This is a genomic window from Streptomyces sp. NPDC058534, assembly GCF_042717365.1.
Classification (GTDB): Bacteria; Actinomycetota; Actinomycetes; order Streptomycetales; family Streptomycetaceae; genus Streptomyces.
Genome location: NZ_JBHXNW010000033.1, coordinates 70,294 through 87,651 on the forward strand (window position 1 = coordinate 70,294; position 17,358 = coordinate 87,651).

The following is a 17,358-nucleotide window of genomic DNA, read 5'->3' on the forward strand; positions in this document are numbered from 1 at the left end:
CGACGCACACGGTGTTGGGGGCGTGGGGAAATTTAACCCCAAACCCGGGGGGGGGGGGGCGCACGTTCTTCAGCCGCCGCCCCCGGCGGTTACCCCCGAATCCCGGTCCCATGCACAGCCGCCGGGACGGGTTCGCGGACCGCTCTCACCCGACCCGGATGCCCACGAGACACGTGTCGTCGTCGGTGTCCGACCGGCTGTAGGTGAGCAGCCGGTCCAGATGCTGGTCCAGGGTGTTCGGCGTCGGGCGGACGGTGGTCAGCAACTGGTCCAGCGCCGCCTCCAAGGAGCGGTCCCGGCGCTCGATCAGACCGTCGGTGTACATCAGCAGCGTGTCCTCGCCGGCCAACTGCACCTCGGCCTCCTCGTACGCCGCCTCCGCCACCGCGCCCAGCAGCATCCCCCTGACCAGCGGCAGCGGCTCCGCCCGCGGGCCGCGCACCAGCACCGGCGGCAGATGGCCCGCCCTGGCCCAGCGCAGGGTGCGCCGGGCCGGGTCGTACAGACCGCACACCGCCGTGGCGGTGACGCCGCCCGTCAGGTGGTGCGCGACGATGTTGAGCCAGGACAGCAGCTGGCCCGGACCGGCCCCGGTCACCGCGAGGCCGCGCAGCGCGTTGCGCAGCACCACCATGCTGGTCGCCGCCTCTATGCCGTGCCCGGCCACGTCCCCGACGCACAGCAGCACCAGCCCGTTCGGCAGCATCACGGCGTCGTACCAGTCGCCGCCGACCAGCTGCTCCGTCTCCGCCGGCCGGTAGCGGACGGCCACCTGGAGCTCCGGCACCTTCAGCGGGGTCTGGGCCGGCGGCATGATGGCGTGCTGCAACTGCAGGGTCAGCCGGTTGCGCTCGATGGCCTGCTGCTCACTGTGCGCCAGCTGGTCGCGCGTGGCGGCGAGCGCCACCTCGGTCCAGTGCTGGGCCGAGATGTCCTGATAGGCCCCCCGTACGACGAGCAGGCGGTCGTCGGTGTCCAGGACCGGCTCGGCCACCACCCGCACGTGCCGGGTCACGCCGTCCGGCCGCTGCAGCCGGAACGCCGCCGACGCCGGCCGCCGGTGGTGCAGCAGCGTGCGCAGGAACCGTCCGATGGCGACGGCGTCGTCCGGATGGGCGTGGGCGGCCAGCTCCTCCAGCGGCACCGGAGTGCTCGTCTGCGGACGTCCGTAGAGGTCGAAGAGCTGCCCGTTCCAGGTGATCTCGCCGGTCAGCAGGTTCTCCTCGAAACCGCCGATGCGGCCGAGACGCTGGGCGTGCTGGAGGAGGCTGGCCAGCCGGGCCGTCTCGTCCTCGATGCGCCAGATGAGCAGGACGGCATTGCCGTGCCGGCTGACGCTGATGTCGGTGACCGCCGACAGCGCCACCTGGTCCACCAGCGCGGTCAGGTTCATGCGCCGGGCCCGGAACGGCTCGCCCGTCGCGTACACCCGCTCCACGTGCCGGAACAGCTCGCTGTCCCCGGCGGCCATCGGGTACGCCTCCAGCAGCAGGGCGCCGCCCACGACGGCTCGCGGCCGTCCGGCGGGGTCCATGAAGCTCTCGTTCACGTGCTGGATGCGGAAGTCCGCCAGGTGGCCGTCGGCGTCCAGATACGGCACCAGCACCAAGGCGGGGTCGTACAGTCCGTCGGCCAGGTCCATCAGCTCCACCGCGTCCGGCATGACCCGCGGCTGCTGCCCGGTACCGTTCGGCGGCGTGTACGACTCCAGGGTGTGCGCGCACAACTCCGCCAGGGCCTCCACCTGGCGCACCACCGGGGGCGGCTGCGGCACCAGCGGCGCCGGCCAGGCGATCTCCAGCACACCGTGCAGGCGCCCTCCGGTACCGGCGGGCACGGCGACCCTGCCGCCGTCCGAATACTGGTGCCGGCCCACGCTGGGCAGCCCCGTCTCCGCCAGGGACGTGATCCACTGCCCCGCCCGCTCGGTCAGTCCGGACCGGGCGACCGTCACCACGTCCGGCGGCACGTAGCGCCAGCGGGTGGCCTCGGCCGGGGAGAACCCCGCGCTGCCGGCCAGGGTGAGCGAGCCGTCGTACCCGGCCGCCCAGATGGCCACCGCGACCGCGCCGAGCGGGCGCAGCGCCTGCTCCAGCAGGGCGTCGGCGACGGCCTGGGTGTCGCCCGCGGCCAGCGCGCCGCTCTCGGCGGCCCGCAGGCGTACGGCGGCCGAGTCGGCGCCCGTCTCCCCGGGCTGCCGGGCTCCCACTGTGTCCCCGCCGGTCCCGCCGGTCCCGCCGGTCCCGCCGTTCGCGCCGGCCCCGAGGTCGTGGTCGGAATCGGAGCGCACGGCCGCGGTCGCCGCGAGGAAGGCGCCCGTCACCTCCGACATCCGGTCCCGTGCCGCCTGGTTGATGACGTCGACCGCGAACTCCAGCGGCGTCGCCCGGGACTGCTCGGCCAGTTCGGCGAGCTGCCGGGCGGCCTGGGCCGGCCCGCAGCCGAGCCGCGCGACCAGGATGCCCTTGGCCAGCTCGATCAGGGCCCGGCCCTCGGCCTCCGCCTGGGCGGCCCGTACCTCGCTGCTGAGCCGGTCGACGGTGGCCGCCAGCCGGCCCACGGGCGACAGCGGCGTCATGGTGCGCATGCCGACGGCCGGCCCGTCGAGCGCGCAGGACTGCGGCGGCCCGGGTGCCGGGGGCGGTGCGGCGGACGCCTCCCGCGGTGCGGCGGCGGCCGGTTCGCGGGACTGCTCGGACTTGCTCACGACAGGGACGCTCCTCGGCTGGCGAGGGCCACGGAGCGCGACGGGCCGCGCCGCGCTCCGTCCGGCCCACCCTGGTAGGGGACGGGGGCCGGTGTCCTCATGCGGGCAGCCACCGTCGGACGCAGGCGATGAGGTCCTGGGTGTCGACGGGCTTGGTGACGTAGTCGCTGGCGCCCGAGGCGAGGCTCTTCTCCCGGTCGCCGGGCATCGCCTTGGCGGTGACCGCGATGATCGGCAGCTCGGTGTACGCGGGCATCCGGCGGATCTCGGCCGTCGCCGTGTAGCCGTCCATCTCCGGCATCATCACGTCCATCAGGACCAGCGCGATCTCCGGGTGGTGCGTCAGCGCCTCGATGCCCCGGCGGCCGTCCTCCGCGTGCAGGACCCGGAAGCCGTGCAGCTCCAGGATCCCGCTGAGCGCGAACAGGTTGCGCGCGTCGTCGTCGACGACGAGGACGGTGCGCCCGGTGGGGGAGTCCTCGCCGATGCGCGCACTCGCGCGCCGGGGCTCCTCCGGCCGGACCAGGGTCAGTACGTCCCCGGGCTCCTCGGCGGCCAGGTGCAGGGCGATGCGCTCGCGCAGCTCGTCGAGGCTGGACAGGAACTCCAGCGCCCCGCCCGCCGCGCCGGAACGCAGGTCGTCCTCCAGGGCCGCGTCCGCGCGGTGACCGCTGTGCACCAGCACGGGCACGCTCGCCAGCGCGGAGTCGCCCCGCAGCGCGTGCAGGAAGCGGGACGCCTCCTCGTCCGGCATGCCCAGGTCCAGGACGACGCAGTGGCACGGCTCGGCCGCCAGCGCGCCGGCCGCCTCCTGCGCCCCCACGGCCGTGATCACGTCGAGCGGGGGCCGGTCGCCCGCCTCGTCCCGCCCGTGCGTCAGGTCGGCGATCACGCTCTCCGCGACGAGGGTGAGCAGACCGCGCGGGCGCTCCTCCACGACCAGCAGCCGCCGCGGACGCCGCCGGTGACCGCCGCTCGTCAGCTCGGGCACCGGTGCCGGCCGGTCGAGCACGTCGGCGGACGACTCGGCCGCCGCCTGCTCCGGGCCCCGTACCAGCAGCTCCTCGAAGTCGGGCCGGGTCACGGGCAGGAACAGCGTGAAGGCGCTGCCCCGGTCGGGCGTGCTGTCCACGGTGACGGCGCCGCCGAGCAGCTGGGCGATCTCCCGGGTGATGGACAGGCCGAGCCCGGTGCCGCCGTACTTGCGGCTCGTCGTGCCGTCCGCCTGCTGGAACGCTCCGAAGATCGACTCCAGGTTCTGCTCGGGGATGCCGATGCCCGTGTCCTTCACCCGGAAGGCCACCACGGCACCGCCCCGGACCACACCCGCGGGCACCTCGTCGTCCGGTGCCGGTTCGACGGCCAGCTCCACGCCGCCCCGCTCGGTGAACTTCACCGCGTTGGACAGCAGGTTGCGCAGCACCTGACGCAGACGGGAGTCGTCGGTCAGCAGGTCCGCCGGCGCCCCGGCCGCCGTCGCCACCGTGAACTCCAGACCCTTCTGCGTCGTCATGGGCCGGAAGGTGGCCTCGACGTACTCGATGAGCTGCCGCAGCGTCACCCGCTCCGGGGAGACGTCCATCTTCCCCGCCTCGACCTTCGACAGGTCCAGGATGTCGTTGATCAACTGGAGCAGGTCCGAGCCCGCGGAGTGGATGATGCCCGCGTACTCGACCTGCTTGGGGGTGAGGTTGCGCGAGGGGTTCTGGGCGAGCAACTGGGCGAGGATCAGCAGGCTGTTGAGCGGGGTGCGCAGTTCGTGGCTCATGTTGGCCAGGAACTCAGACTTGTACTTCGAGGCCAGCGACAGCTGCTGGGCGCGTGCCTCCAGCTCCTGCCGGGCCTGCTCGATCTGGAGGTTCTTCGCCTCGATGTCCCGGTTCTGCGTGGCCAGCAGGGACGCCTTGTCCCCCAGCTCGGCGTTGGAGTGCTGGAGTTCTTCCTGCTGCACCTGGAGCTCCGCCGAGCGGGCCTGGAGTTCGGCGGTCAGGCGCTGCGACTCGGCCAGGAGTTCATCGGTACGGGCGTTGGCCACGATCGTGTTGACGTTCACGCCGATGGTCTCCATCAGCAGTTCCAGGAAGTCCTGGTTGATCTGCGTGAACGGAGCGACCGAGGCGAGTTCGATGACGCCGAGGACCTGCCCCTCGACCACGATGGGCAGCAGCACCAGAGCCGTCGGCACGATCTCGCCGAGCCCCGAGGACACGGTCAGGTAGCCGGCCGGCAGGTCGTCCACACGGATGGTGCGCCGGCCGCGCGCCGCCTGGCCGACCAGGGTGCGGCCGAAGGCGATGCGGGTGGGTCTGGCCGTGGTCTCCGGGTAGCCGTAGGAGCCGACCAGCCGCAGCTCGGGACCCTGGTCCCCGTCCTCGGCCAGGTAGAACGCGCCGTACTGCGCCGACACCAGAGGCACCAGCTCGTCCATGATCAGCTCGGCGACCACCGGCAGGTCCCGGTGACCCTGCATCAGGCCGGAGATGCGGGCGAGGTTGGTCTTGAGCCAGTCCTGCTCCTGGTTGGCCCGGGTGGTCTCGCGCAGGGACTCCACCATGGAGTTGATGTTGTCCTTGAGCTCGGCGACCTCGCCGGACGCCTCCACGTTGATGGAGCGGGTCAGATCGCCCTCGGCGACGGCGGAGGTGACCTGGGCGATGGACCGGACCTGGCGGGTGAGGTTGCCCGCCAGCTCGTTGACGTTCTCCGTGAGGCGCTTCCAGGTGCCGGAGACGCCCTCCACCTCGGCCTGGCCGCCGAGCCGGCCCTCGGTGCCGACCTCGCGGGCGACGCGGGTGACCTCGTCGGCGAACGCGGACAGCTGGTCGACCATCGTGTTGATCGTCGTCTTCAGTTCGAGGATCTCGCCGCGCGCGTCGACGTCGATCTTCTTCGACAGGTCGCCCCGGGCCACCGCGGTCGTCACCAGCGCGATGTTGCGCACCTGGCCGGTGAGGTTGTTGGCCATCGAGTTGACGTTGTCGGTGAGGTCCTTCCAGGTGCCGGCGACGTTCGGCACGTTGGCCTGGCCGCCGAGGCGTCCGTCGGTGCCGACCTCGCGGGCGACGCGGGTGACCTCGCCGGCGAAGGCCGACAGGGTGTCGACCATCGTGTTGATGACGTCGGCCAGCGCGGCGACCTCGCCCTTGGCGTCGACGGTGATCCGCTGCGACAGGTCGCCCCGGGCCACGGCGGTGGCGACCTGTGCGATGGAGCGGACCTGACCGGTCAGGTTCGAAGCCATCACGTTGACGTTGTCGGTGAGGTCCTTCCAGGTGCCCGACACGCCGCGCACCCGGGCCTGTCCGCCCAGGTTCCCGGCCGTGCCGACCTCGCGGGCGACGCGGGTGACCTCGTCGGCGAAGGCGGAGAGCTGGTCGACCATCGTGTTGATGGTGTTCTTCAGCTCCAGGATCTCGCCGCGGGCGTCCACGGTGATCTTCTGCGAGAGGTCGCCCTTGGCCACGGCGGTGGCCACCTGGGCGACGTTGCGGACCTGGTTGGTCAGGTTGCCCGCCATGAAGTTCACCGAGTCGGTGAGGTCGCGCCAGGTGCCCTTGACGCCCTGGACGTCGGCCTGGCCGCCGAGGCGTCCGTCGGTGCCGACCTCGCGGGCGACGCGGGTGACCTCGTCGGCGAAGGCGGAGAGCTGGTCGACCATCGTGTTGATGGTGTTCTTCAGCTCCAGGATCTCGCCGCGGGCGTCCACGGTGATCTTCTGCGAGAGGTCGCCCTTGGCCACGGCGGTGGCCACCTGGGCGACGTTGCGGACCTGGTTGGTCAGGTTGCCCGCCATGAAGTTCACCGAGTCGGTGAGGTCGCGCCAGGTGCCCTTGACGCCCTGGACGTCGGCCTGGCCGCCGAGGCGTCCGTCGGTGCCGACCTCGCGGGCGACGCGGGTGACCTCGTCGGCGAAGGCGGAGAGCTGGTCGACCATCGTGTTGATGGTGTTCTTGAGTTCGAGGATCTCGCCGCGCGCGTCGACGTCGATCTTCTGGGAGAGGTCGCCCTTGGCCACCGCGGTGGCCACCTGGGCGATGTCACGGACCTGTGTGGTGAGGTTGCCCGCCATGGCGTTGACCGAGTCCGTCAGGTCGGCCCAGGTGCCCGAGACCCCCGGCACCTTCGCCTGTCCGCCGAGGGTCCCCTCGGTGCCGACCTCGCGGGACACCCGGGTCACCTCGGAGGTGAACACGGACAACTGGTCGACCATGCCGTTGAAGACCTTGGCGATGTCGCCCATCAGGCCGTCCGCGTCGTCCGGCAGACGGGTGCCGAAGTCACCGTCCCGCACGGCCGTCAGGCCCGCCAGGAGGCGGCGCAACTCCTGATCGGCCGGAACCGCGTCGACGGCCCCGGCGCTGTCCTTGGTCATGCGCACCCTCGTTCCGCTCCCCAAGAGCCCTCGCAGCGAGGACTCGGAACCCCCTCCGGACCGATTGGGTGGTCCGGGCTGTCGCGCGGCATTTCCGCTGTTCACGGATTTACACGATGAGAAAAATACGCCCGAGATTAACCCAGGCACGAGGTGCTGACAAAGCGGGGCGCCGCCCCGCTCGGACCGTTCCGGCAAACCATCGTGCCGTGTGTGGACGGCCGGCTGACGGGTACCCGGCGCGGTTTCGCACCCCCGATTGGCCCGCAGACCCGAATGCCGTCGCCCCGGCCGGGTATCTGCTGCTGTGGAGCCGGTCCGGCCGGTGGCGACCCGCCCGGCTCCGCAGAAGTCACCGACACGGGAGGGAAGGGACAGCGTGCCGATGGAGAGCGTCTGGTCGTACGCGGCGGACAGCGGTCACGTGGAGGGACAGGACCTGACGGAGTGCACCGTCGTCGCCGACGACGGAACCATCGGGCACGTGGACCGGCAGGCCGAGCACTTCGGCATGCGGCACCTGGTCGTCGACACCGGAGTCTGGGTGTTCGGCCGGAGCGTGCTGGTGCCGGTCGGCGTGGTCCGCGGCATCGACCCCGAGTCCCGCACGGTCACGCTGACCTGCACCAGGGCCGAGGTGAAGGCCGCGCCGCGGTTCCGGACCGACAGCGAGACGATGGACCGCGACTACCTGGCGTCCGTCGGCGACTATTATCACCGGCTGCCGCCGCGGGAGACCACCGCGACCTGACCGGGCGACGGAAGACAGCACGCGGAACACGCCGAAAACGGGGACCCACGACATGGAACCAAGCGAAGGGATCACCACGGCCGCTTCCGGCGTCGCGCCTTCGGGGGCGCCGGCGCCGGCCGTGGTGGGCAGCGCGGCGGCGGCACGCGCGTACGCCGAGTCGGTGGCGCGCGCCGCATGGGGCGGCCCCGGCCGCGCGGTCCGTGACGAGGACGTCGTCGACCTGCTGCTCGTGGTCTCGGAGCTGGTCACCAACGCGATCCGGCACGGCGACGGACTGGCCGGCTTCGAGGTGCGGCCCACGCCCGAGGGGCTGTGGATCGCCGTCCACGACCACAGCGCGGTGGTGCCCAGGGCCGTGTACGCCTTCCCCACCACGCACCCCGGGGGCGGCTACGGCTGGCCGCTGGTCGCCCGGCTGGCCCGGGACATCGCCGTGGGCCTGCGGGAGGGCGGCGGCAAGACGATCAGCGTGCTGGTGCCACTGCGCGACGCGAGCACCTGACCCGCGAGGTCACCAGGGCAGGAAGACGTGGATGTCCTTGCCCCGCTCACCGGTGACGACGCTCACCTGGTCGGACAGGGTGTGGATCAGATGCCAGCCGATGCCGCCGCCGCCGCTGCTCGGATGGAAGGGGCGCGGCGCGGGCTCGGTCGCGCTGGTGTCGTGCATGACCACGTGCACGCCGTCGAAGGTACGGCGCAGCCGAAGCTGGAACGGCCCGGGGGCGTACTGCACGGCGTTCGCCGCCAGTTCGGTGACGACGAGGAGGATGTCGTCCCAGTGCTCGGGCGCCGCAGGAGGCGCCGCACGGGCGAGGTCGTAGAGGAACTCCTCCGCCACCAGCCGAGCACCGGTCACATTGTGCAGTTCCCCGGTGAAGCTCGCCGTGCGGTTCGTGATCTCCTCGGAAGCCAGTGTCCTGTCCCAACGCGACTCGGCTGCCATTTCGCCTTCCCCGGCCCGGGCACCTGCCGGGCCTCGGCCTTCCTTCGCATTCCCTTCGTTTGTTAGTTCCCGAGACGGCCGAGGCTAGTCGCGTCGGTATGCCGCAGCGCTTGCGGTGCGACCCGGGGTGACGGCCCTGTCACCCCGGGCGCGGTTCACCGGAGGAACACGCTGTCCGACTCCTCCCAGCCGGCCGGCTCCTCGGGCGGCGCCTGCCGCGGCCGGCGGTGCGAGCGCGCCTCGTACATCGCGTCGATCTCCAGGGCGTGGGTCCGCACGATCTCGTCCCGCCGCAGCTTCATCGACGGGGTGAGCAGCCCGCCCGCCACGTCGAAGGGCTCCGGCAGGACACGGAAGACCCGGATGGACTCCGAGCGCGACACCGCGCTGTTGGCCGCCGCCACGGCCCGCGCGACCTCCTCCCGCAGCGCGTTCTCCTCGCGTGCCTCACGCGCCGCGGTGTCGCCCTGCGCGGCCAGCGCCGCCCGCCAGTGCGTCAGGAACTCCGGGTCCAGCGTGATCAGGGCACCGACACAGGGCCGGTTGTCGCCGACGACCACCGCCTGATCCACCAACGGGTGCATCCGCAGCCGCTGCTCCAGGGCGGCCGGGGCGACACTCTTGCCGCCGCTGGTGATGATGATGTCCTTCTTGCGGCCGGTGATCGCCAGATAGTTCTCGTCGTCCAGGTGCCCGAGGTCGCCGGTGGCCAGCCAGCCGCCGCGCATCACCTCGCGGGTGGCGGCCTCGTCACCGACGTACCCCTGGAACAGCGACGGCCCGCGCACCAGGATCTCCCCGTCGTCGGCCAGCCGGATCTCCATGCCGGGCAACGGCTGCCCGACGGTGCCCGACTTCTCCCGGCCCAGCGGCTGCATCGTCAGTCCGCCGCTGGTCTCCGTCAGACCGTAGCCGTCGTGGACGTAGACCCCGACGCCCTCCCAGAAGAGGGACAGCTCGCGGCTGAGCGGCGAACCGCCGGACGTCGCCCGCAGGACCCGGCCCCCCAGCGCGGTCCGCAGCCGGCGGTACACCGTCCGCTCGTACAGGGCGTGCTGGAGCCGCAGGTCGAAGCCGGGCCCCGGCCCCCTGCCCAGCCGCCGGCGCTCCAGCGCCCCGGCGAAGTCCCGCGCCGTGCCGGCGGCCCGCTCGAAAAGTGCCCCGCGTCCCGCCTGCTGGGCCGTGCGCAGGAAATTCTTGTAGATCTTCTCCAGGACCGACGGGACGGCGTAGAGATACGTCGGACGGAAGGAGCGCAGGGCGGAGGAGAGCGCCTCGCCGGTCATCGCGGGTTCGTGCGCCATCAGGAGCCCGCCCCGGACACACAGGGTCTGGATCATCAGCCCGTACACGTGCGAGAAGGGGAGGTAGGCGAGGACCGCGCCCTGCTCCCCCTCGGGCGCCACCGTGTGGCCCCAGCCCGCGATCAGCGTGTCGCACGGGCGGGCCAGCCCGCGGTGGCTGAGCGCACAGCCCATGGCCCGGCCCGACGTCCCCGAGGTGTAGGCGACGACCGCGGTGGAGTCCGGCAGCACGATGCGGCGCATGGAGTCGACGGTGGCGAACGGAAGGTACTCGCCGCGCGCCACGAGCGCGGCCGGCGCGCCCGCGTCCAGTTGCCAGACGTGGCGCAGGGCGGGCAGCGACGCGCACACCGAGCCGACGGTCATCACGCTCTGCTCGTCCTCGACCACCACGCCCACGCAGCCGGCGTCCCGCAGGATGTACTCGACCTGGTCGCGCGAGGAGGTCGGATAGATCGGCACGACCTCGGCGCCCACCGTCCACAGGGCGTAGCTGAAGACCGTCCACTCGTACCGGGTACGGGCCAGGATCGCCACCCGGTCGCCCGGCGAGATCCCGCTCGCGATCAGCCCCTTGGCCAGGTCGACCACCTCGTCGCGGAACTCCACCGCCGTCACCTCGTCCCAGACCGCGGAGTCGGGGCCGCGGCGGCGCGCGAGCATCGGCAGGGTCGGCGTGCGGACGGCCGTCTCGAAGAGGCTGTCGGCGAGCCCGCCGGTCAGCGGCGGGACGGCCCGGGGAGCGGGAGCGAGGTCGCGCATACGCTGGCTCCTGACGTGTACGGACGGTGACACCACCCACGAGTACCGTGGCCGGCGGTGCTCGGAATCTAGCCGAGCCGCAGGCTACGGGGGGCCGGGACGGCAGAAGTGTGTCCCCCTGGTGATCTCGGCCCGATCGGGGGACCCGGAGCGCATGAGATACACGAACCCCGATCCCGATCCCCGCACCACCACCGGCCTCGAACCCGGCGGCGGTGTGCCGCCCGGCGAGACCCCGCCGGCCGAGAGCAGCATGCCCGAGGCGGGCCCGCAGGAACTGCACAATCCGTTCAAGGGCTGGGCCAAGGGGCCGCTGACCGTGATCTTCGTCGTCGTGGCGCTGATCGCGGCGGGCCTCCTGGGCTACGCCCTGGTCCTGATGCTCTGACGCCCGCCGCTCAGGCCGCCTGGGTCCGGCGCACGCACGCGGTGACGACCTTCCGCAGACTGCCCGTGCGCTCCAGGAGTTCGCGCTGCACCCGGGCGCCGTTGCCGTGCCGCAAGAGCGTCTCGACGCCCTCGCGCACCCTGTCGAGGTCGCCGTGGTCGGCCAGCGCCTCCTCGACGTGCGCCAGCAGCGCCCGTACGACCGCCGCGGCGGGCATCCGCCGCATCGTCGCGGGGTGCAGCAGCTCCTCCGTCAGCCCGGAGCGGGCCGCCCGCCAGGCCGCCAGGCGGAGCAGGCTCACACTGTGCGCGTCCGGCTCGGTGCCCGCGCGCCACTCCCGGGCGGCCGTCTCGACCAGCGCGCGGGCGAGGGCGGCGAGGACGACGGCGGTCCCCGCGTCCAGGCAGACGTCCGCCACCCGGAACTCGACCGTCGGATAGCGCTGGGAGAGCCGGACGTCGAAGTAGACCATCCCGTCGTCGAGGATCGTCCCCGTCGCGAGCATGTCCGCCACCCGGCGGTGGTAGCGCTCCGCCGAACCGAACAGCTCCGTCGGACCGGCCGACGGCCACCGCTGCCATACCCGGCTGCGGTAGCTGCTGTACGCGGAGTCCTCACCCTGCCAGTACGGGGAGTTCGCGCTCAGCGCGGTGAGCAGCGGCAGCCAGGGCCGCACCCGGTCGATGACCGCGACGCCCTCCTCGTCGGATGCGACCGAGACGTGCACGTGGCAGCCGAGGACGAGCTGCTCCTGGACGACGACGCCGTACTGGCCGGCCATCCACTCGTAGCGGCGGTTCACGCCGATGGACGGGGTGACCGGCAGCGGTGACGTGGCGAGCGCGGCGACGGCACACCCGATCCCCCCGGCATGCCGGCCGGCCTTCTCACGGCAGCGGGTGATCTCCGCGTGCAGCCGCCCCATGTCCGCCTGCGGGTGCGTGGCGAACTCGAGCATCTGCTCGTGCAGCTCCTTCTCGAAGACGTCCTGCTCGGCGTCGTCGAGCGACGCCCTGGCCAGCACGGCGGCGGACAGCGCCCGTGGCTCGCCGGTCACGGGGTCGACCAGGAGGAGTTCCTCCTCCACTCCGACGGTGCGCACGTGGTGCCGCCTCTCTGTGGGCTCTCAGGACCAACCGACTGCCCCGGGCAGACGGCCGGACACCTGGTCGTCTCACAGGGCGAACGGCATCAGCCACACCGTGGCCAGCGGAGGCAGCGTGATCCGGATGCCGCCGTCCTCCGGCTTGACCGGGTCGGGGCTGGTCACGCCGCTGCCGCCGTACTCCCCGGCGTCGGTGTTGAGCACCTCCTGCCAGGCGGCGACCTCGTCGGGGACGGCCAGGTGGTACTCGTGCCGGACGACGGGGGAGAAGTTCGACACCGCCAGCAGCGGGACACCGTCCGCGTCGAACCGCAGGAACGCGAAGACGTTGTCCTCGGCCGCGTCCACGGCGACCCACCGGAAACCGGCCGGGTCGGTGTCGCGCTGCCACAGCGCCGGGGTGCGCGCGTAGCGGGTGTTGAGTTCGCGGACCAGGTCCTGGATCCCGCGGTGGTCGTCCGCCGAGTGGTACCCCTCGTCCAGCAGCCACCACTCCGGCCCCTGCTTATGAGACCACTCGGCGCCCTGCGCGAACTCCTGCCCCATGAACAGCAGTTGCTTGCCGGGGTGGGCCCACATGAAGCCGAGGTAGGCGCGTACGTTCGCCCGTCGCTGCCACCAGTCGCCGGGCATCTTCGACACCAGCGCCTGCTTGCCGTGCACGACCTCGTCGTGGGAGATCGGCAGGACGTAGTTCTCGCTGTACGCGTACACCATCGAGAACGTCATCTCGTGGTGGTGGTACTTGCGGTGCACCGGCTCGTGCGCGGCGTACTCCAGCGAGTCGTGCATCCAGCCCATGTTCCACTTCAGGCCGAAGCCCAGCCCGCCCGTGTCGGTGGGCCGGGTCACCCCGCCCCACGCGGTCGACTCCTCGGCGATGGTGACCACGCCGGGGCAGCGCCGGTAGACGGTCGCGTTCATCTCCTGGAGGAACGCCATGGCCGCCAGGTCCTCGCGGCCGCCGTACTGGTTGGGCTCCCACTGTCCCGAGTCGCGCGAGTAGTCCAGGTAGAGCATCGAGGCGACCGCGTCCACGCGCAGCCCGTCGATGTGGAACTCCTCGCACCAGTACACCGCGTTCGCCACGAGGAAGTTGCGCACCTCGGTCCGGGCGAAGTCGAAGGTGTACGTCCCCCAGTCCGGGTGCTCCGCGCGCCGGGAGTCCCCGGGCTCGTACAGCGGGTCCCCGTCGAAGCGGCCCAGCGCCCAGTCGTCCTTCGGGAAGTGGGCCGGCACCCAGTCCATGATCACGCCGAGGCCGGCCCGGTGCAGGGCGTCGACCAGGAAACGGAAGTCGTCCGGTGAGCCGAGGCGCGCGGTCGGCGCGTAGAAGCCGGTGACCTGGTAGCCCCACGACGGGCCGTAGGGGTGCTCGGCGACCGGCATCAGCTCCACGTGGGTGAAGCCCAGGTCCTTGACGTACGCCGGCAGCTCCTCGGCCAGCTCGCGGTAGGTGAGCCCCGGCCGCCAGGACGCGAGGTGCACCTCGTACACGGAGAAGGGCGCCTCGTGCACCGGCGTGGCGGCCCGGGTGCGCATCCACTCCGCGTCGCCCCACTCGTACCGCGAGGCGGTCACCACGGACGCGGTGTTCGGCGGCTCCTCGGCCGCGCGGGCCATCGGGTCGGCCTTGAGGAACCGGTGGCCGTACCGCGAGTGGATCTCGAACTTGTACCGGGTGCCCTCGCCGACGCCCGGCAGGAACAGCTCCCACACCCCGGACGAGCCCAGCGAGCGCATCGGGAACGCGGTGCCGTCCCAGTGGGTGAAGTCGGTGGCGACCCGCACGCCCTGGGCGTTGGGCGCCCACACCGTGAACCGGGTGCCGGTGACGCCCTCGTGGCTCATCGGCTCCGCGCCGAGCGCCCGCCACAGCTCCTCGTGCCGGCCCTCGGCGATCAGGTGCAGGTCCAGCTCCCCGAGGGCGGGCAGGAAGCGGTACGGGTCGTGGACCTCGTGCTCAGCCCCCTCGTAGGCCACGACGAGGGTGTACGCCGGGATCGAGGCCAGCGGCAGGACACCCGAGAAGAGGCCGTCCTCCTCGGACACGAGAGCATGGCGCTCGCCGTCCACGACCACGCTCACCCCGCGGGCGAAGGGCCGCAACGCCCGGAAGGCCACCCCGCCGGGGACCGGGTGGGCGCCGAGCAGGGCGTGCGGATCGTGGTGGGCGCCCGCCAGCAGGCGCCCCCGGTCGGCGGGATCCAGGGGCAGCGCGGTACCGGACGCGCCGGGTGTGGACGGGACGGGAGCGGACGGCTCGGGGAGTGAGGTGTCGCGGAGGGCCACGGGTCAGTCTCCTCTCACGGCGAGTCGTTCGATCGCCGCCATGGGTACGGGAAGCCAGTCGGGGCGGTGCCGGGCCTCGTACAGCACCTCATACACGGCCCGGTCCGTCTCGTAGGCGCGCAGCAGGCCGTGCTTCTTACGGGGGTCCCAACCCGCGCGGGCGGCGTAGCCCGCGCAGAACGCCTCCCGGCAGCGGCGCGCCCACTCGGGGCGCCAGGGGCGCCGTTGCCGGGCGGCGTAGTCGAAGGAGCGCAGCATGCCCGCGATGTCCCGGACGGGGGAGTGGGCGCTGCGCCGTTCGGCCAGCGGGCGGGACGGTTCGCCCTCGAAGTCGATGACGAACCAGTCCCGGCCCGCCCGCAGCACCTGCCCCAGGTGCAGGTCGCCGTGGATGCGCTGGGCGGGCGGTCCGGAGTCGCAGGTGGACAGCGCGGCGAAGGCGGCCCGCAGTCCCGGGACGAAGGGCTGGAGCGCCGGTACGCAGTGCGCGGCGGCCGTCAGCCGCTCGGTCATCGCCGCCGCGGTGGGGCCGTTCTCCCCGGGGGCCCCGGCCGGGAAGGCGGAGGCCAGCGCGAGGTGCACGTCCCCCATCGCCTGTCCCAGCTCGTGGGCCTGCACGGTGAAGTCGTCCCCGGCGGCGAGCGCGTTCAGGGAGAGGGTCCAGCCGTCGGAGGCGTCGTGCAGGAACGGCTGGAGCACGCCGAGCGTCGCCTCGTAGGGATCGGTCGTGCGCATCCACGCCACCGGCGCCGGGACCCGCCCGCAGCCCTGGCGGGCCAGCGCGTCCGGCACCTCCAGGTCGGGGTTGACGCCGGGCTGGACACGCCGGAAGAGCTTGAGGATGAACTCGTCGCCGTAGATCAGCGAGGAGTTGGACTGCTCGGCGTCCAGGAGGCGCGGCGCGAGTCCGCCGGGCACCGGCCGCGCCGGGTCGGACTCGAAGCGCAGCGGTCCCGCCTTGCCGGGGTGCCGCAGCCGTTCCAGGAGGAGCTGTGCGGTGCGGGGGTCGTGCAGCGCGTCGTAGACCGTCCGCCCGGCCAGCGGGCCGTCCTGCACCTGACCGATGATCGCCCGGCCCAGGCGCGGCGAGGGCTGCTCGCGCACGCCGAGCAGCAGCTGGTAGCAGTCCCCGGCCGAGGGAACGCCGCCCGGGGCGGGCACGGAGCCCTGCCCGGTGTGCATCAGAAGGTGCAGACAGCCCGGGAACAGCTCGGTCATCGACAGCAGACCCAGCTCGGCGACGGGCCGGTCCTTGCCGGCGAACCAGCGCTGACGCGGCAGCCACTCCCGCAGCAGCTCGCCGAGCGACGCCATGGGCTCGGCGAGCTGCCTGCGTCTCGGGCGCAGGGGTGCGGTCTTCGGCATGGTGACGCGTCCTTTCCTCGGCCCAGGCTCAAGCGCGGCGGCCGATGCGGGATGCGACTCGGGTGAGCCGAAACCAGTAGAAGCCGTGGCCCCCGAGGGTCAGCAGGTACGGCAGCTCGCCGATGGCGGGGAAGCGGACTTCGCCGAACAGCTCGACCGGGTGGCGTCCGGCGAACTCGCGCAGGTCCAGTTCGGTGGGCTGGGCGAACCGCGCGAAGTTGTTCACGCACAGCACCAGGTCGTCCTCGTACTCCCGCAGGAAGGCCAGGACGGCCGGGTTGGAGGACGGCAGTTCCGTGTAGGTGCCCAGGCCGAAGGCGGGGTTCTGCTTGCGGATCTCGATCATGCGGCGGGTCCAGTGCAGCAGCGACGAGGGCGAGGCCATGGACGCCTCGACGTTCGTCACCTGGAAGCCGTAGACCGGGTCCATGATCGTCGGCAGGTAGAGACGCCCGGGGTCGCAGGTCGAGAAGCCCGCGTTGCGGTCCGGCGTCCACTGCATGGGGGTGCGCACGGCGTCGCGGTCGCCGAGCCAGATGTTGTCGCCCATGCCGATCTCGTCGCCGTAGTAGAGGATGGGCGAGCCGGGCAGGGCGAGCAGCAGCGCGGTGAACAGCTCGATCTGGTCGCGGTCGTTGTCCAGCAGGGTGGCGAGCCGGCGCCGGATGCCGATGTTGGCGCGCATCCGCGGGTCCTTGGCGTACTCCGCGTACATGTAGTCGCGCTCTTCGTCGGTGACCATTTCCAGGGTCAGCTCGTCGTGGTTGCGCAGGAAGATGCCCCACTGGCAGCCGGACGGGATGGCCGGGGTCTTGGCGAGGATCTCGGAGACCGGGTAGCGGGACTCGCGGCGTACGGCCATGAAGATGCGCGGCATGACCGGGAAGTGGAAGGCCATGTGGCACTCGTCGCCGCCCGCGCTGTAGTCGCCGAAGTAGTCGACCACGTCCTCCGGCCACTGGTTGGCCTCGGCCAGCAGCACGGTGTCCGGGTACTGCGCGTCGATCTCGCGGCGGAAGCGCTTGAGGAAGGCGTGCGAGGCGGGCAGGTTCTCGCAGTTGGTGCCCTCTTCGGCGTACAGATAGGGCACGGCGTCGAGGCGGTAGCCGTCGACGCCCAGGTCCAGCCAGAACTTCAGCGCGCCCAGCATCTCCTCCTGCACGGCCGGGTTCTCGTAGTTGAGGTCCGGCTGGTGGGAGAAGAAGCGATGCCAGTAGTACTGGCCGCGGACCGGGTCGTGGGTCCAGTTGGACGCCTCGGTGTCGACGAAGATGATGCGGGCGTCGGCGTACTGGGTGTCGTCGTCGGCCCCGTCGGTGTATTAGGCGTCGGGGGGGTCGGGGGGGGTGGGGGAGGGCTGGTT

Annotated in this window: 10 protein-coding genes and 1 pseudogene; 3 read left to right on the plus strand and 8 right to left on the minus strand. The window is 72.2% G+C overall.

The features are described 5' to 3' along the window. Positions 1 to 145: 145 nt before the first annotated feature. Complete coding sequence (locus ACFWR9_RS21345) at positions 146 to 2,587, minus strand: SpoIIE family protein phosphatase (RefSeq protein WP_383844503.1); 2,442 nt, start codon at positions 2,585 to 2,587, stop codon at positions 146 to 148. A 217-nt stretch (positions 2,588 to 2,804) separates the two neighbouring features. Then, positions 2,805 to 7,079, minus strand: a complete 4,275-nt coding sequence (locus tag ACFWR9_RS21350; protein ID WP_383844458.1) for a HAMP domain-containing protein — start codon at positions 7,077 to 7,079, stop codon at positions 2,805 to 2,807. Between the two features lie 385 nt (positions 7,080 to 7,464). Between ACFWR9_RS21350 and ACFWR9_RS21355 the strand changes: the two genes are divergently transcribed. Both ACFWR9_RS21355 and ACFWR9_RS21360 read left to right on the plus strand, forming a co-directional pair. Further along, complete coding sequence (locus ACFWR9_RS21355) at positions 7,465 to 7,830, plus strand: PRC-barrel domain containing protein (protein ID WP_383844506.1); 366 nt, start codon at positions 7,465 to 7,467, stop codon at positions 7,828 to 7,830. Positions 7,831 to 7,882: 52 nt separating this feature from the next. Continuing rightward, complete coding sequence (locus ACFWR9_RS21360; RefSeq protein ID WP_383844461.1) at positions 7,883 to 8,335, plus strand: ATP-binding protein; 453 nt, start codon at positions 7,883 to 7,885, stop codon at positions 8,333 to 8,335. A 9-nt stretch (positions 8,336 to 8,344) separates the two neighbouring features. Here the strand turns inward: ACFWR9_RS21360 and ACFWR9_RS21365 are convergent, their stop codons facing one another. Beyond that, positions 8,345 to 8,779: an ATP-binding protein gene (locus ACFWR9_RS21365; RefSeq protein WP_383844463.1), complete on the minus strand. Its 435-nt coding sequence runs from the start codon at positions 8,777 to 8,779 to the stop codon at positions 8,345 to 8,347. A 155-nt stretch (positions 8,780 to 8,934) separates the two neighbouring features. Continuing rightward, on the minus strand, positions 8,935 to 10,845 hold the full coding sequence (locus tag ACFWR9_RS21370) for an AMP-dependent synthetase/ligase (protein WP_383844466.1): 1,911 nt from the start codon (positions 10,843 to 10,845) through the stop codon (positions 8,935 to 8,937). Between the two features lie 154 nt (positions 10,846 to 10,999). Between ACFWR9_RS21370 and ACFWR9_RS21375 the strand changes: the two genes are divergently transcribed. Next, on the plus strand, positions 11,000 to 11,233 hold the full coding sequence (locus tag ACFWR9_RS21375) for a DUF6480 family protein (protein ID WP_383844469.1): 234 nt from the start codon (positions 11,000 to 11,002) through the stop codon (positions 11,231 to 11,233). Positions 11,234 to 11,243: 10 nt separating this feature from the next. On the opposite strand, the gene ACFWR9_RS21380 is transcribed toward ACFWR9_RS21375, so the two are convergent. The 4 genes and pseudogenes from ACFWR9_RS21380 to treS all read right to left on the minus strand — a co-directional run. Further along, positions 11,244 to 12,335 carry a glutamate--cysteine ligase gene (locus ACFWR9_RS21380; RefSeq protein WP_383844472.1) on the minus strand — a complete coding sequence of 364 codons (1,092 nt, stop codon included), beginning with the start codon at positions 12,333 to 12,335 and terminating at the stop codon, positions 11,244 to 11,246. A gap of 72 nt (positions 12,336 to 12,407) precedes the next feature. Next, the gene (gene glgB, locus ACFWR9_RS21385; protein ID WP_383844475.1) at positions 12,408 to 14,630 is read right to left on the minus strand and encodes a 1,4-alpha-glucan branching protein GlgB; all 2,223 of its coding nucleotides are present in this window, start codon (positions 14,628 to 14,630) and stop codon (positions 12,408 to 12,410) included. Positions 14,631 to 14,633: 3 nt separating this feature from the next. After that, on the minus strand, positions 14,634 to 15,995 hold the full coding sequence (locus ACFWR9_RS21390; protein WP_383844478.1) for a maltokinase: 1,362 nt from the start codon (positions 15,993 to 15,995) through the stop codon (positions 14,634 to 14,636). Positions 15,996 to 16,023: 28 nt separating this feature from the next. Further along, a pseudogene (gene treS, locus ACFWR9_RS21395) lies at positions 16,024 to 17,358 on the minus strand (maltose alpha-D-glucosyltransferase); the annotation flags it as partial.

Bases quoted from the DNA above. Each gene is read 5' to 3' on its own strand.
- ACFWR9_RS21370 (WP_383844466.1), bottom strand. From the start codon at position 10,845: ATGCGCGACCTCGCTCCCGCTCCCCGGGCCGTCCCGCCGCTGACCGGC.
- ACFWR9_RS21345 (WP_383844503.1), bottom strand. From the start codon at position 2,587: ATGCGCACCATGACGCCGCTGTCGCCCGTGGGCCGGCTGGCGGCCACC.
- ACFWR9_RS21350 (WP_383844458.1), bottom strand. From the start codon at position 7,079: ATGACCAAGGACAGCGCCGGGGCCGTCGACGCGGTTCCGGCCGATCAG.
- ACFWR9_RS21375 (WP_383844469.1), top strand. From the start codon at position 11,000: ATGAGATACACGAACCCCGATCCCGATCCCCGCACCACCACCGGCCTC.
- ACFWR9_RS21390 (WP_383844478.1), bottom strand. From the start codon at position 15,995: ATGCCGAAGACCGCACCCCTGCGCCCGAGACGCAGGCAGCTCGCCGAG.
- ACFWR9_RS21355 (WP_383844506.1), top strand. From the start codon at position 7,465: ATGGAGAGCGTCTGGTCGTACGCGGCGGACAGCGGTCACGTGGAGGGA.
- ACFWR9_RS21360 (WP_383844461.1), top strand. From the start codon at position 7,883: ATGGAACCAAGCGAAGGGATCACCACGGCCGCTTCCGGCGTCGCGCCT.
- ACFWR9_RS21365 (WP_383844463.1), bottom strand. From the start codon at position 8,779: ATGGCAGCCGAGTCGCGTTGGGACAGGACACTGGCTTCCGAGGAGATC.